The organism is Halomonas sp. DP5Y7-2 (genome assembly GCF_019802025.1).
GTDB classification, from domain to species: Bacteria; Pseudomonadota; Gammaproteobacteria; order Pseudomonadales; family Halomonadaceae; genus Halomonas; species Halomonas litopenaei_A.
Map to the genome: position 1 here is coordinate 399,490 of NZ_JAHVHY010000005.1, position 14,543 is coordinate 414,032.

The window sequence follows — 14,543 nt, forward strand, 5'->3', positions numbered from 1 at the left end:
GGACGGTTCTGCACGCCGGTCCCGGCGCATCCGCATACGGTACACATCAGATTACCTCCAATTCCTTGATGCGAAGTTCTTCTCCGCCGGTGACTCTCAGGCGCGAGCTGGCGCAGCACGGACAATGATCGCCCCGCTGCTTGAGCGTCACGGTCTGGTTGCAGCCAAAGCACCAGGCGACAGCAGCCACCTCGACGATCTCAAGCCTGGCGCCCTCGACGAGGGTTCCTCGAGCGCTCAGGTCGAACCCAAACCGCAGCGCGTCGGGCTCGACACACGCCAGGGCGCCAACCTCCAGGCAGACTCGGGTGACCTGGGTGAATGGATCGCTGCGGGCGTGCTCTTCAATCAGCTCCACGATCCCCTGGCACAGGCTCAACTCATGCATGCTGGCCACCCCACTCTCCGGCTGCGTTGACGCCTCCTCCCGCTTGCTGCGATGCAGGCCAGGTCATATCCGTCGTCTGCCACACCACCGGCAGACAAGGGTCCGCGCAGCTGAGGGCGATGGCCACACGTTGCCGGGCGCCGCTGTCGCCTGAGCCGTAGGCAGAGCTGAGCAGTCGCGCCAGAAATCCCGGCTGGCACCCGCCGTCATCATTGTCGTGGTCATCTGCGAGGGGTGTATCGAGCATGGCATCGGTAGGAGTATGGATACGGTACGCCATGACCCGGCCATCGCGGCAATCGACCTGATGCCACAACCGGCCACGAGCGGCCTCTGCCCAGCCGTCGCCGGGACGGGATCGACCGAACCAGGCACGCTGCGCTGGCGACGCTGAGCATGTGCTTCTGCGGGACGTACCATCGCCGCCAGCTGGGTCATCTCTGACACCACGCAAACCCTCGATCAGGCGCGCCACCTCGACGACGCGCGCCAGCATCCGAACATGCAGGCTCCAGCCATGCCGGGCGATGAGCGGCGCCAAGGCCGGGTCAGAAGCAACGCGTCGCACGAAGCTGGGGTCATTGACCGCCTCCATGCGTCCAGCCCCGGGCGGCCAGTCAGCCGTCTGCCGTAGTACCTGCGCAGGCAGGCTGGGTGAGGCGCTCCACCACGCCGAGAGATCGGCGAGCACCCGGTTCGCCCGCTGGGCCAATAGCCGGTGCTCAAACTCCTCAAGGTCAGCCAGCCCCATGCTGGCCAGCCCCTGCAGCTCGTTGCCCGCCGCCGGATGCCCCATGGCCCCAGGCCAGTCGCGCAACATCACCAGCGCGTGCTCTCGCAGCACTTCACACTGAATGTCGGTGTGCTGGGCGGCTGGCACCGCCAGCCCCATGGCAGACGCTGCGGCGGCGGTCTGGGCGGCGGCGCAGAGGTTGTACAGACATCCCACCATGGCCAGAGCCTCGGCAGGACGACGGTCCTTTAGCCAGTGAGTGGGCAGACGGCCGCGCTGCCGAACGCGAAAGACAGGCGAGTTGGCGCCTTCAGGCCGGTGAGGGTCATGGTCGATGACCAGAGCAGGCATCATCAGGATGCTGCCTTTCCAGACAGGCCGATGGTCACCACGTCACGACGTGAGCGCGGACGCTGCGAAGCGCTCGGATGCGGTTGGTGAATATCAGGATCTTGCTGGCCCGCTGGTGAGGAGTCGTCCGTGGATGGGGCCTCGTCATCCTGGGCGCTGTGCTGTCTGGCGGCGATATCCGCGTGACGATCCGTCTCAGCGCGATGGGTCGCATCGAACAGGGCATCCATGACCGCATGGGCAACGTCTACCGCATATTCCTGGCTCGTGAACTCGCTCATGTCCGAGAACAGGGCGCAGGCAAAAAAACCGCCTACGGGCGCGCTCAGGTTGTAGATGAATTCATACTCCCCCGAGGGAAAGGCCACTATCCGCTTGTCTCCTGAACGCAGGTCGGTCACTTCATCGGTCGCAGGGATAAGCACCAGATTCATCAGCCAGGGGGCGATCAACACGCCCAACTGCCCCTGGCATTCCGATGTCGTGGACTGCCACTCCCGAAAGCCCACCGACGCGACGCTAAGCCCTGGATGACAGAAGGGCATATCTTTCATGCGCGATGCCTGGGTCTCACGGAAGGCCTCGACCAGCGAACGGACCTGGCTGCTGGCCTGACTGATGACCTGACTATTAGCCCCGTTACTGGCCGGACTATTGGCCCTGTTAGCGGCCCCGTGACGGGTGCTGCTGGAGCCCTGAGGGAAGGACGCCTCGATTGACGTTGCAGACGCAGGTTCTGCCGGACCCAAGGGTGTCACACCCGACACGCTAGTCCCCCGGTGAGCGTCCTCAGGTTGAGCGCGAGCGTCCGCGGACGGCGGCTCACCCAGGCTCGGCTCGATGATGGCTGTGGTGGCGGGCGGGTTATCGTCACTCAGCACCATAAACTGTTGCCTATCGCCATCGCAGCTGGGGCAGCGCCAATCCGCTGGAAGACGAGAAAATGGCGTGCCTGGCGCTATTTGCCTGCTGCTGTCACCCAATGCCGGGTCATAGCAGTACCAGCAAATCTTGCATTCAAGACGGGCGCTATCGTCCAGACGCGCCGCGTCGCCAAGGAAGGACCCTTCAAACTGGGAATGGATCACGCCATGGCCTCCAGCGTCTGTTCAAGCCGGACCACAGAGTCGGCGATGTCCTCAGGCGCCGCGCAGGCCACCTCAGGGATGTCGGACACTTCGATGACGTCGAGAATCAGCGCATCCTGGGAATTGAAATAACGTACCCGCCAGACATGCTCCAGCGCCGTGCTGTCGATACGGCAATTGCCGTAGCCCCGGGACAGAATCGATACCTCGCCCTGGCCCAGCGCCAGCTCAAGATAATGAAGGTCCTCCGGGGTATGGGGCAGTAGCGACAGATTGATGGCATAAGGCTCATCGCCGGGACGGTGAGCGTGACAGCGCTCGACCAGCTCCGTGACGATAAAGGGGCCATTGACGACCCCTGCCGCCGGTTCCGGCGGGCAGAAAATTCGCTTGGGTGGCGTCTTCAGCGCGGCGCTGGGCACCCTGCCGATCTCGATTCGCTCGTCAGCCTCGCCACTACCTACCGTGGTCACTCGCCAAAGCCCGGCGAAGATGGACTCCTGTACGTCGCAGGATGGCTCACCCGTCGCACGCACCGAGACCTCTCCTTCCCCGAGTGTATCGGCCACCACCCGACGGTTTTCGTCGTCCAGCGGTGGAAGCTCAACCACCAGATTGCCGCCTTCCGGCGTCCACCGAGACGCGGCGGCGGCCAAGGCCTTCAACGCCGTAAGAGCCGGGCGAATACGTTCGGGGTCTTCCACTTCAGGCAACGAGGCATGAAAGGTGCGCATGTCCGACGGCATGGGAAGATAGTCGAGTTCGGCACCTTCTTGACTGCCGGGCCCTACCCCACCCAAGGAGGGAGAAAAGTGGTTCAGCGCCATGTCCATTCCTTTTATAGGCCCGCCAATCACCCCAACGACTTATGACTGCCTGGCGATCAACTGGGCGTGCGGCGATGTTCCCTCGACGATAGCGCCGACCTCTTCGAGATAGTCCTGCCAGTCACGAACCCGTGACACCACGCCCTTTAACTGACCTTGCTCAACGAAAACCAGAGAAGGCACTGGCCAGACCTGGAAGCGCCCTCTTATCAGGTCCTCGTCCTGTCGCTGGACAACCGCGGGGATAAACTTGCCGGCAAAGGCACTCACCAGCTCCGGGAGAATGGCAGCCACGTCCTGGGTTTCGAGATTGGTCTCTGGATCGCCACTCAACAACAGTACGTGCAACCCCTCCTGTGAGATGAACGCCTGCAATTCAGCTCCCGCCAGGCAGGGATAGCCCAGTTCATTGATCAAGCGCCCCAAGGGTCCGGTCATCGCTCTCTCCCAACGACTCTCGCATCTTTTCTCACATCCTTTCTCGCACCTTTTCTCACATCCTTTCTCGCACCTTTTCTCACGCCAGTGTCCTCCCGCATCCCGACTTCTTCCCCGAGCTTTTCCCCGAGTTTTTCCCCGAGCGGCCGCAACGCTCCAGCTCGTCTCAGCCGCTGGTCCTTCCGGCCCTACGGGCTGCCTCGAGGTGCGGCGGTAGCCTGGGGGCTTCTGCCTCCAGGTCCGCGAAGTAGCCTGCTTCCATGGCGCCTCCCTTGGCGACTAGCGCCACGGCGTCCAAGGCACTGCGTATCAGCTGCGCTTCCTCCGGGTCGAGCACACGCCGAGCCGCCCCCAGAAACACCAGCAGCCAATCGCCTATCTCCACGTCACCGATCAGCGCGATATCCACCTGTTCAGCCGCGCTTCCCGCTTCTCGGCAGCACAGGGCGAGCGAACCGGATACGTCCACCACCTGCATCGGGATGCCTACACACATGGCGGCCACCTATCGTGCGGTGGCAGCCTATCGGCGGTTGTGGCCAGCCCCATCCTCATGGCGCACCTCCCTCACTGGGGCAGCCAGAACTGTCCAGACAAGTGGGCCCTTGAATCGGAGAGCGGGACGCAGAGGGCTGATGATGTTGTCGCTCCGCCACGCGACTCGGGTCGGTCTCGGTCTCGGTATCGGTCAGGGTCTCGGTATGGCTGGACCGGCCAAGAAATCGCGCGTCACCAAGGCGACAAGCGTCCCGCGACGACGGGCGCTGTCCTTCGTAGTGATCCAGTGCCAGGGCTGGTGCGGCCAGGCCGACCTGATCCGCGATCGCCTCACGAGGACGCAGCGTCACCTTCCAGGCGCCAAGCTCTTCCACGGCCAGCTGGATCACCTCATCGATACGGGCGGCTACCTCAGGGCACAGCGATCCGCCGTAGTCATCAATGACCTGCGGCTGCACGCCGATCAGCGTGAGATGTCGAGGTTGCCACCCCAGCAACTGCGCCGCCGCCAGCACCTCCTGAAAGCCCGTCTGATGCAGTGACATCTTCTTGGCTCCCATAAAGCTCGGAACCTCATCGTCACGCACGACATGGATCGTCGCGGGAGGAAGCCCGTAGTCGATGGCATCAATGACCAGCAGCTCGCTGCATGCCTGGATGTAGGGCAGCAGATAAAGACCCTGGGTGCCTCCATCCAGCACCGTTACCTGAGGGGGCACATCAAAACGTCGATGGAGGGCTTCAACCGCCCGAACGCCAAACCCCTCATCGGCCCAGAGCACATTGCCGATTCCCAACACCAATATCGACGATGCTTGGCTGTCATTGTTATCCATGGCTAAAGGCATTCGGCTCCCACCTTCAAAGGCGCTTGGTTCTCGTCATATCAGCCGCTGATACCGGTAAACAGCAGACAACATAAAGGTGCTCGGCATCGACATATAGGCATGTAAAAACAGTGAATTACTGAGCGAACACTAGCGCTTCGCCAAACAAGAATTCAGTGTCGCAGAATAGCTCGGGCTGTAATCAAGAAAAAATGTCTCTATTGATCCAGCACAATTTAAAGGAAAAGGGGTAAGCACCCTGTCCATTTTCTTACACTAACAGGCGACTTCATCGCTGGCACGGCACACATAGGTGAGATGCGTCTCGATAAGGTGTATCAAGATAAGCCAGGAGTTACCCAGTCGCTCGTTAACGAGAGAGAAGCTTTCGCGACAGGGGCTATCGAGAGAGATATCAAGACAGAGGCTTTCAAGACAGGGGTTTCTAAACAGGCTAATGCGAGATATATCAACCGAGACAGGGGTTTCTAAACAGGCGAATGCGAGATATATCAACGGCCACTTATTTCTGCATGGGACGGAAAAGCTGGCACCTTTTCCTGACATCTAGAGGCGTTATCAACTGACAAGAATTGCTAGCGGGTTGGTAAATAGCCCGCTAGCGTGTTTACGACAAGGCCTCCGCTTCTAGCCCTTCTGGATCTTCCGAAGCTTTTGAACCCTCTAAATCTTCGGGACCTCATGAATCAGTGCATCAGAAGGGTTCATCGTCCTTGAAGGTACGTTCCCCCGAGATCATCGTCGAGACAATGCTCTGTCTCGACATAATGTCTTCGCGTATCGCGACGTATACGTGAATGATGATAAACACCACCATGACCCACATGCCAAGCCGGTGCAGGGTGTGAACATCCAGGCTCTGCCCTACCAACGGAATAACCCAACCAAACAGGCTGTCCTGCCAGCTCCCCCTGAGAGCCCCCTCAGCGTACAGCGCCATCCCCGTGACGATCATGAACAATGTTCCCAGGGTGATAAAAAGGAACATTGCCAGCTGCGCCAGGGGATTGTGCCCAACGTACTTGCGCGGACGCTTTTCAAGGAAAAGGTACCAGCGCAGCTCGAACCAGACTTCACGCCACCATTCGCCTCGATGCAGCGGCAGTCTGAACAGCTGCTTGGCATGATGGTTACCCACCAATGACCAGTAGAAGCGGAACAAGAAGCCAATGGTCAGTACGTATCCCGCGGTGAAATGCGCGAAACGGATGTAGCCCATCACGAAGTGATCGCTGGCCTCACCAGATACGGTCGGCAGCGGCTTGCCGATGAAGTAGCCGGTGACGATCAGCACGAGAATCGCCAAGGCATTGGTCCAGTGCCATAGCCGTAATGGGGCTTCGTACACGTAGACCGAGGTCTGCCTGACGGAATCAGGTAGCACGCCGGCCTCAGTACCGGCGCCCCCTTCGCGTGATGCGCCCGGCTGGCCCGACACTTCTGGATCAACAGAAGCCGCAGACGTCTGCGCAACATCCGGCGTCTTGGATTGCTGAGACATGATTCCTCCCCCGCTATCGCACGGTTACGCGGGACAGCTCTTCTCCGTCCTCGCTCATCACATGGGTGGAGCACGCCAGGCAAGGATCAAAGGAGTGCAGGGTGCGCAGGATTTCCACCGGTTCGTCCGGCCTTTCCATCGGGGTCCCCAGCAACGAGGCCTCGAAGGCTCCGATATTGCCTTCGGCATCCCTGGGGCTGCCGTTCCAGGTGGTGGGCACGATGCACTGATAGTTCTCGATCTTGCCGTCCTTGATGCGAATCCAGTGGCCGTTCATGCCCCTGGGAGCCGCCACGATACCCACCCCACGGGCTTCACTGGGCCAGGAGGCCGGATCCCACTTCTCGATGTTGGCCGTGGCGAGGTCACCTGCTCGAATATTGGCCACCAGTTCGTGCCAGTCATCGAGCATCATGGAGGCGCAGTAATGCGCCTCAAGCGCCCGCGCCAGGGTGCGCCCTATCGTCGAAGGCAGTGCCTGGCGTGGCGTAAGGCGGGTGCCGGCGAGCTGATTGAAGGCCGCCAGGGAGCTGTCGACCTGGTCGATGACAAACTCGTTGCCCTGGGCGTAATTGAGGATATAGCGGGCCAGTGGCCCCACCTCCATGGCGTGCCCGCGCCAGCGCGGCGACTTTATCCAGGAGTACTTGGCCGACTCATCCAATTCCCGGATGTGGGTACGGGTGCCTACGGTTGCCTGGCCCAGCTCGTAGTGGTGTTCCGTCTCGCCGTCCCACGGGTGAAGCCCCTTTGACTCGTCGGCGTAGCGATACCATGAATGGGCCACGAACTCCTGGATCTGCTCTGGATCGGTGGGGTCGACCTCGTGCACTTCGTCCCAGTTACCACCGACGATGGTACCGCCCTTCAATTGATCGGTGGACTTGTCGTAGTTGACCTTGGAGTAGTCGCCGTAATCCATCACATTGCTGCCGGCGAGACCGCCGCCATGGAGCCAGTCCTTGTAGAAGCTGGCAATGGCGATCACATCCGGCAGGTAGACGTTCTGGGAGAACGCAAAGGCCTCTTCCATACGAGCCCGCACGAAATTGAGTCGCTCCATATTGAGTGGGGCCCCGGCAGCCAGGTCACCGTCGATATTGATGGCGCAAGGCACCCCTCCCACCATGTAGTTGGGATGCGGGTTCTTGCCGCCGAACACCGTATGGACCTTGACGATCTCCTTCTGCAGATCGAGTGCCTCCAGATAGTGGGCGGTGGCCATGAGATCCGCCTCCGGTGACAGCTTGTACGCCGGGTTGTCCCAGTAGCCGTTCTTGAACAGACCCAGCTGGCCAGACTCGATAAAGGTCTTCAGACGATTCTGCACATCCCGAAAGTAGCCAGGGGATGACAGCGGATGGTTGGGGCCGGTCAGTTGCTGCAGACGAGATGTGGCTCTGGGATCGGCGCGCAGCGCATTGACGGGATTGACCCAGTCGAGCGCATGCAGGTGATAGAAGTGGACCACGTGATCGTGCCACTGCAGCACCTTTGCCATCATTTCCCGAATCAGGTGAGCATTACGCGGGATGCGTATATCCAGGGCATTTTCCACCGCTCTCACCGATGCCAGCGCATGACAGCCTGTGCAGACGCCGCAGATGCGCTCGACAAAGGCCCAGGCATCCCGGGGATCACGACCTTTCAGAATGACCTCAAGCCCGCGCCACATGGTGCCCGTGGAGACCGCATTGCGAATGATATTGTTGTCATCCACATTGACCTCGCAGCGCATGTGCCCCTCGATGCGCGTAACGGGATCCACCACGATGCGGCGGCCGCTTCTATCCAGGTCGAACCCGTTGGGTGTGCGCGTCTGTGTCATCAGACCTCCTCCTTGCTGACGGATGACTGGCGCTTGACCTGCGCCCGTTTCAATGCGGTGACCGCGGCATGAATGGCGACCGCACTGCCCACACCGGTCGCCACGGCACCACCGATCTGATCGGCATTGGCTTCGATACCGAATTGGTGAACGTCCTGCAGGCGGGCGTACCAGGATCCTTTATCCCAAAAGCCATCCTCCGAGCAGCCAATACAGCCGTGCCCCGCCTGGATGGGGAAACTCACGCCTTCATTCCAGCGCACGGTGGAACAGGCGTTGTAGGTGGTCGGACCCTTGCAGCCGACCTTGTAAAGGCAATAGCCGCGCCTCGCCCCCTCGTCATCGAAGGCCTCGACAAATTGGCCAGCATCAAAGTGCGGGCGCCGATAGCATTTGTCATGGATTCGCTGGGAATAGAACATCTTCGGACGCCCGGTACGATCCAGCTCGGGCAGGCGATCGAAGGTCAGCATGTAGGTGATGACGCCGGTCATGACCTCAGCGATGGGGGGACAGCCCGGCACCTTGATGATCGGCTTGTCGGTGATGACCTTATGCACTGGAGTGGCCCGGGTGGGATTGGGCCTGGCGGCCTGAACACACCCGTGACTGGCGCAGGAGCCCCACGAGATGACCGCCTTGGCATGGGCCGCCGCCTCCCGCAGCTGATCCACGAACGGCCGGCCTCCCACGATGCAGAACATGCCGTCTTCGTTGAGCGGTGGATTACCCTCCACCGCCAGGATGTAGTTGCCCTTGTAGCGTTCGATGGTGTCGGCAAGCGCCGCCTCAGCCTGATGCCCCGCTGCGGCCATCAAGGTGTCGTCGTAGTCCAGCGAGATCATGGACAGCACCACGTCCTTCACCAATGGGTGAGCCGACCGGATAAAGGACTCTGAGCAACATGTGCATTCCAGGCCATGGACCCACACCACCGGTGTGCGGGGCTTGGTTTCCATGGCATGGGCAATCTTGGCCGTATAGGCAGGCCCCAGGCCCAGCGCTGCTGCGGTCAGAGAGCAAAACTTGAGGAACGAGCGACGCGTGACTCCCTGTCGGCGCATCACGTCGTAAAAGGTCTCGATGGGTTCCATCATCAACGACTCCCCTGTCGTGGTCGTCAATCGATCTTCAATCGGCGTTTGGCGCCCTGCTGGCGATGGCGTATCCATCGCGCGGGATCAGGACGGCTTTATGGTTAGCGCCGACGCTCACGGTCCACAAGAGAAAAGCAATACATGTGCCAACGACGTTTTCGTTATATTTTTCAGACAGCTAGCAGTATTTTCACGTTGCCGGCGGTAACCCAGCGACCGGTCGCTGTGCGCCAGGTTCTCGGCCCAGCCGGCACATCAGCACAGGGCGGCAAGCAACTTGCCAGCGCCGCTAATCGGCCACACCGCCGCCTTCCAGCTTGACATTCCAGGTCAGACAAGTAGAATGCAGCGCCATTGAAAGGCTACGTAGCTCAGTTGGTTAGAGCACATCACTCATAATGATGGGGTCCCCTGTTCGAGTCAGGGCGTAGCCACCAGATACAGAAAAAGCCCGTCGATCCCTGATCGACGGGCTTTTTCGTTGTGGCGAGATAGGCCGAGGGGCCCTGACCTTTCCCCCAAGCTTCAGGGGCCGGTAGGCCTGGAAACAAGGATGACGACGCGACTGTCTAGGGCGTGCCGTCTCTCTGCATCCTGCAGGGCGCTGATGCGGGATGTCTGATGCTGGATATCACATGCCCGCCCAGCGCCCCTATCTCGCTGGGTTCCTCGGGGGTCAGACCAGTGTCGGCTGGTTGAAAAACGCTGTCAGTACGCGAGTCAGATGCTCGACATCCTGGCTGCCTGCGGTCTCGCGGATCGAGTGCATGGCCCACTGCGGAACGCCAACATCCAGCGTAGGCACCCCAAGCTCAGTCGCGGTAATCGGCCCGATGGTGCTGCCGCAGCCCATGTCGGCCCGGGTGATAAAGGTCTGCACCGGCACGTCCGCCTGCTCGCACAGATCACGGAACATGGCGGCCGTGGCACTGTTGGTGGCATAGCGCTGATTGGCATTGGTCTTGATCACTGGCCCGCCATTGAGACTTGGACCGTGCTGCGCGTCATGCTTGTCCTTGAAGTTCGGATGCAGGGCGTGGGCATTGTCACAGGAGATCATGCGCGACGACTGAATCAGGCGAATGTAGCCTTCTTCCGTTCCCTCACCGACCTGCCCATTCACGCGCTTCAGCACGTCCGCCAGGAACGGGCCCTGGGCACCGCAAGCGCTGGCACTACCGACTTCCTCGTGGTCATTGGCCACCAGCACCATGCCCTGGTCGCCATCGGCATCCAGCATGGCCTCAAGCCCCATGAAGCAGGACAGCAGGTTGTCCAGCCGGGCACTGGCGATCAGCTCCTGGCGCAACCCTACCAGTGACGGCGGCTGCAGGTCGTAGAAGCCCAGTTCGAAGTCCAGCACCTTGGCATCGCCGAGTCCGTGCTGCTGCTCCAGCCATGCCTGCAGCAGGCTCTCCAGGGTCGCGTCCTCATCGGCCTGCATGACGACCGGGGCCATCTGGGTCTGGGCATTCATCGCACGCCCGTCGTTGGCTTCACGGTCCAGATGAATCGCCAGGCTGGGAATGATCGCAATCGCCTGCTCGACGTTGATCAGCACACCCTTCACCTGGCCATCCGGCAGTCTGACGTGGATGCGGCCTGCCAGGCCCAGATCCCGGTCAAACCAGGGCGACAGCAGCGCGCCGCCATAGACCTGAACGCCCAGCTGCAGCCACCCCGCCGAACGCTGGGCAGCATGGGTCTTGAGTCGTAGATTGGGGCTGTCGGTATGTGCACCGACCATACGCAGCGATGACAGAGGTTGCGTGCTGGGCAGGTTCACCGCAATGATGGAGGAGTCATTGCGAGTCACATAGAAGCGGTCGCCGGGAACCAATTCCCAGCTGTCGGTCTCCAACAGATGGCGGTAGCCCGCATCTTCGAGCCGCTGAGCCATGTTCGCAGTGGCATGCCAAGGGCTGGGTGAACGGCGAAGAAAGTCGAGCAACCGACTGAGCCTTTTGGCGCATTCGGTATCATCCTTTGGCAAGCACTCCTGTGACATGGGCGTCCTCTGATGCATGATAGTAATGGTTCAAGGTTTGTCCTTTACTCTGTTAACACGGTAAAGGACAAGGATTGACAGCAAGCTGCTACAATGCGAATCCGGTCCAAGGGACCCGCCGACCGAGTCGGTGTTAGACCGACGAGTGTACACGAATCCTGGAGTGCTTCATTGATGAGCCTGATTGAGTCTGCGGGTCGCGCCCTGGCGCTTTCCCTGCTGATCGCGGCCCCAACGGCGCTGGCCACTCCCACGCCCGGCGACGACCAGCGTCAGGCGGCCATGGAGGTGGCCGAATCGCTGCGTTACGGCCACTACGCGGATGTGAAGCTGGACGACCAATGGTCCAACCGCGCCTTCCAGCGCTACCTCGACGTGTTGGATGGACAACGCGCCTACTTCCTTCAAGACGACGTAGATGACTTCGGTGATCTACGCACCGGCATGGATGAAGCCTTGCTTGATGGCTCCCTGGCCAGGGCCTACGACCTCTACCAGCGCTATCACGAGCGCGCCGAAGCACGCCTTGACTGGATGCTGGACGAGATCGATGACCTCGACATGTCCTTCGATGGGCAGGGTCGACTGGAGCTGGATCGCGAAGACGCCTCCTGGGCCGCCTCTCAGGAGAGCCTGGACGAGCTGTGGCGCAAGCGCCTGGCCAACGCCGCCCTGACGCTGTCGATCAGTGGACAGGACGACGACAAGGTCATCGATACCCTGCGCGAGCGCTACGAGACCCAGAAGCACCGTCTTGAGCAGACCAACTCAGAGGATGTGTTCGGACTGATCATGGCCGCCGCTACCGGCACCGTGGACCCCCACACGGAATACCTGTCGCCGCGCCAGGGTGAATCCTTCGACATTCAGATGCGACTGTCACTGGAAGGCATCGGCGCACTGCTTCAGGCCGACGGCGAATACGTCAAGGTGGCCAGCCTGGTGCCGGGCGGCCCCGCCGAGAAGGATGGCGCACTCAAGCCTGCCGACCGCATCATTGGCGTTGGCCAGGAAGGCGAGGACATCGTCAACGTGGTCGGCATGCGCCTGGATGACGTGGTCGAGCTGATTCGCGGTCCCAAAGGCTCCGAGGTGCGCCTCGAGGTGGTGCCCGGTGAAGCCGTCGACATGACCCGCTCCACCGTGGTCGACATCACTCGCGACACCGTCAAGCTCGAGGATCAGGCGGCTTCCAGCGAAGTCATCGAGGTTCAGCGCGAAGACGGCGTGCACAAGGTCGGTGTCATCGAGGTGCCCGCCTTCTACGTGGACTTCGACGCCTGGCAGGCGGGAGAAGAGAACTACCGCTCCACCACCCGCGACGTCGCCGCCGAGGTCGAGAAGCTCAAGGCCGAAGGCGTCGAGGGCATCGTCCTCGACCTGCGCAACAACGGTGGTGGTGCCCTGCAGGAAGCCAACTCGATGATCGGCCTGTTCATCGATCGCGGCCCTACCGTGCAGGTTCGTGATGCCCGTGGGCGCATCAGCCTGTACGGCGACACCGACAGCGGCACCCTCTACGACGGTCCGCTGGTGGTTCTGGTCAACCGCCTGTCTGCCTCTGCCTCGGAAATCTTCGCAGGTGCCATCCAGGATTACGGCCGTGGCCTGATCGTGGGTTCCAACACCTTCGGCAAGGGCACCGTGCAGACCCTCAATGACCTGAGCTACGGCCAGATCAAGCTGACCCGCGCCAAGTTCTACCGGATCTCTGGGGAGAGTACCCAGAACCGCGGCGTCAAGCCGGACATCATGTACCCCAGCCTGCTCGACCCAGAGATTATCGGTGAGAGCGCGCTGGACAACGCCCTGCCCTGGGACACGGTACGTGACGTGCAGTACCGCAGCTATGGCACCCCGCGCCAGTACCTGAAGGAACTGCGCACACGCCACCAGCAGCGGGCCGACGACCACCCCAACTTCCATTACCTGGAGCAGCGGGCAGAACTGGCGAGCCGCCTGCGCGAGCAGCACACCAGCGTCAGCCTCAACCGGGAGCAGCGTCAGCGTGAAGCCGACGCCCAGGACGCCGAGATGCTGTCGCTCGAGAACGAGCGCCGTGAAGCCCTCGGCCTCGATATCCTCGAGGAATGGGGCGATGCCCGCGAAAGCGGTGACGATGCCGACCTGGCCGCCGAGGAAGACGCCGAAGAGGAACAGCCCGTCGACCGCGCCGAGGTCGAAGAGTCAGCGGAAATCCTGCTCGACTTCGCCGAACTCGGCCCGAGCTGGCAGTACGCGGTAAAAGGCTAAGTCGCGATACAGCCACATAGCTGCACGCAGAACGAAAAAGCCGGGGCATCACGCCCCGGCTTTTTTGGTTTCTGGCCCCCACAACACTGCCCCTTCCCCATCAATGAACTTCCGAAAGATCTATGGCACTCGCTGTCGAGCCCTTAACCCTTGTCGTGATTCATCGACTCTCTTCTTGGATAGACCACCTCGAAACACTCCAATACAAGGGCCATTTCCTCCGATGGTTGCACGCCTAGGGAGTAGCACTCTCTGGTAAAGAAGTCCCAATGAGCCTCCCTCCACCATGCTAGAGAGCCGTCCCCCTCCCCCTCCTGTTCCGCAAACGCTTCCGTGACATCGATGAAGCGACATCGGTTAACGGAGGTAACCTCTACCACGCACACAGGACAGCCTTGCCAATCGGTAACCACATGCAGGTCGCCCTTTTTTGGCAGACTCAGGCCAGCACGCACATACCCCTCGTACAAGCTACTCGTGGCACGTTTCTTACCGGCGAGGATCAGGCTGGCACACAGGTTCGCCTCCTGCTGGTTATCACAGTAATAACCAGCACTGAAGGCACGGCCAGCAGTTGAAGATGTGACCGGCAGTGTTGCCAGATATCGCTCTAGAAAGGCTTTCTGGTATTGGTTCATCCTTCCGTCCTGTCCACGTGAGCTCTGACCTCATTCCACCTACCTCA

At 61.0% G+C, this 14,543-nt stretch carries 13 protein-coding genes and 1 tRNA gene; 2 read left to right on the forward strand and 12 right to left on the reverse strand.

Translation table 11 applies throughout. The features are described from left to right. Positions 1–46: 46 nt before the first annotated feature. The 10 genes from hypA to KUW18_RS11655 form a co-directional block, all read right to left on the reverse strand. Positions 47–388, reverse strand: a complete 342-nt coding sequence (gene hypA / locus KUW18_RS11610; protein WP_206943428.1) for a hydrogenase maturation nickel metallochaperone HypA — start codon at positions 386–388, stop codon at positions 47–49. Then, a complete protein-coding gene (locus KUW18_RS11615) occupies positions 381–1,475 on the reverse strand; it encodes a hypothetical protein (protein WP_222561461.1) in 1,095 nt (364 codons plus the stop codon). Before KUW18_RS11615 ends, hypA begins: the two co-directional genes overlap by 8 nt. Next, a complete protein-coding gene (locus KUW18_RS11620) occupies positions 1,475–2,560 on the reverse strand; it encodes a [NiFe]-hydrogenase assembly chaperone HybE (protein WP_222561462.1) in 1,086 nt (361 codons plus the stop codon). Before KUW18_RS11620 ends, KUW18_RS11615 begins: the two co-directional genes overlap by 1 nt. Further along, entirely contained in the window at positions 2,557–3,387 is an 831-nt protein-coding gene (locus tag KUW18_RS11625; RefSeq protein ID WP_222561463.1) for a hydrogenase expression/formation protein, read from the reverse strand. Before KUW18_RS11625 ends, KUW18_RS11620 begins: the two co-directional genes overlap by 4 nt. 39 nt (positions 3,388–3,426) lie before the next feature. Continuing rightward, positions 3,427–3,825, reverse strand: a complete 399-nt coding sequence (locus KUW18_RS11630; RefSeq protein ID WP_222561464.1) for a hypothetical protein — start codon at positions 3,823–3,825, stop codon at positions 3,427–3,429. Positions 3,826–3,991: 166 nt separating this feature from the next. Next, positions 3,992–4,321, reverse strand: a complete 330-nt coding sequence (locus KUW18_RS11635) for a HypC/HybG/HupF family hydrogenase formation chaperone (protein ID WP_222561465.1) — start codon at positions 4,319–4,321, stop codon at positions 3,992–3,994. Positions 4,322–4,376: 55 nt separating this feature from the next. Further along, positions 4,377–5,171, reverse strand: a complete 795-nt coding sequence (locus tag KUW18_RS11640) for a HyaD/HybD family hydrogenase maturation endopeptidase (RefSeq protein ID WP_261396634.1) — start codon at positions 5,169–5,171, stop codon at positions 4,377–4,379. A 694-nt stretch (positions 5,172–5,865) separates the two neighbouring features. Then, the gene (gene cybH / locus KUW18_RS11645; RefSeq protein WP_222561466.1) at positions 5,866–6,672 is read right to left on the reverse strand and encodes a Ni/Fe-hydrogenase, b-type cytochrome subunit; all 807 of its coding nucleotides are present in this window, start codon (positions 6,670–6,672) and stop codon (positions 5,866–5,868) included. A gap of 13 nt (positions 6,673–6,685) precedes the next feature. Further along, entirely contained in the window at positions 6,686–8,500 is a 1,815-nt protein-coding gene (locus tag KUW18_RS11650; RefSeq protein WP_222561467.1) for a nickel-dependent hydrogenase large subunit, read from the reverse strand. Continuing rightward, positions 8,500–9,597, reverse strand: a complete 1,098-nt coding sequence (locus KUW18_RS11655) for a hydrogenase small subunit (RefSeq protein WP_277987396.1) — start codon at positions 9,595–9,597, stop codon at positions 8,500–8,502. Before KUW18_RS11655 ends, KUW18_RS11650 begins: the two co-directional genes overlap by 1 nt. Positions 9,598–9,957: 360 nt before the next feature. Between KUW18_RS11655 and KUW18_RS11660 the strand changes: the two genes are divergently transcribed. After that, positions 9,958–10,034: transfer RNA gene (locus KUW18_RS11660), tRNA-Met, on the forward strand. Between the two features lie 239 nt (positions 10,035–10,273). Here KUW18_RS11660 and KUW18_RS11665 read toward each other — a convergent pair. After that, positions 10,274–11,605, reverse strand: coding sequence for a M18 family aminopeptidase (locus KUW18_RS11665; protein ID WP_222561468.1), 1,332 nt, complete (start codon positions 11,603–11,605; stop codon positions 10,274–10,276). Positions 11,606–11,779: 174 nt separating this feature from the next. On the opposite strand from KUW18_RS11665, the gene KUW18_RS11670 reads away from it, so the two are divergent. After that, a complete protein-coding gene (locus KUW18_RS11670; protein WP_206943446.1) occupies positions 11,780–13,858 on the forward strand; it encodes a carboxy terminal-processing peptidase in 2,079 nt (692 codons plus the stop codon). A 143-nt stretch (positions 13,859–14,001) separates the two neighbouring features. On the opposite strand, the gene KUW18_RS11675 is transcribed toward KUW18_RS11670, so the two are convergent. Further along, a complete protein-coding gene (locus KUW18_RS11675; protein ID WP_222561469.1) occupies positions 14,002–14,496 on the reverse strand; it encodes an ASCH domain-containing protein in 495 nt (164 codons plus the stop codon). Positions 14,497–14,543: the final 47 nt, after the last annotated feature.

What these genes read in the sequence shown, in the direction of transcription:
- cybH (WP_222561466.1), bottom strand. Translation starts at nt 6,672, where the DNA reads ATGTCTCAGCAATCCAAGACGCCGGATGTTGCGCAGACGTCTGCGGCT.
- KUW18_RS11630 (WP_222561464.1), bottom strand. Translation starts at nt 3,825, where the DNA reads ATGACCGGACCCTTGGGGCGCTTGATCAATGAACTGGGCTATCCCTGC.
- KUW18_RS11650 (WP_222561467.1), bottom strand. Translation starts at nt 8,500, where the DNA reads ATGACACAGACGCGCACACCCAACGGGTTCGACCTGGATAGAAGCGGC.
- KUW18_RS11675 (WP_222561469.1), bottom strand. Translation starts at nt 14,496, where the DNA reads ATGAACCAATACCAGAAAGCCTTTCTAGAGCGATATCTGGCAACACTG.
- KUW18_RS11635 (WP_222561465.1), bottom strand. Translation starts at nt 4,321, where the DNA reads ATGTGTGTAGGCATCCCGATGCAGGTGGTGGACGTATCCGGTTCGCTC.
- KUW18_RS11670 (WP_206943446.1), top strand. Translation starts at nt 11,780, where the DNA reads ATGAGCCTGATTGAGTCTGCGGGTCGCGCCCTGGCGCTTTCCCTGCTG.
- hypA (WP_206943428.1), bottom strand. Translation starts at nt 388, where the DNA reads ATGCATGAGTTGAGCCTGTGCCAGGGGATCGTGGAGCTGATTGAAGAG.
- KUW18_RS11640 (WP_261396634.1), bottom strand. Translation starts at nt 5,171, where the DNA reads ATGCCTTTAGCCATGGATAACAATGACAGCCAAGCATCGTCGATATTG.
- KUW18_RS11655 (WP_277987396.1), bottom strand. Translation starts at nt 9,597, where the DNA reads ATGATGGAACCCATCGAGACCTTTTACGACGTGATGCGCCGACAGGGA.
- KUW18_RS11615 (WP_222561461.1), bottom strand. Translation starts at nt 1,475, where the DNA reads ATGATGCCTGCTCTGGTCATCGACCATGACCCTCACCGGCCTGAAGGC.
- KUW18_RS11625 (WP_222561463.1), bottom strand. Translation starts at nt 3,387, where the DNA reads ATGGCGCTGAACCACTTTTCTCCCTCCTTGGGTGGGGTAGGGCCCGGC.
- KUW18_RS11665 (WP_222561468.1), bottom strand. Translation starts at nt 11,605, where the DNA reads ATGTCACAGGAGTGCTTGCCAAAGGATGATACCGAATGCGCCAAAAGG.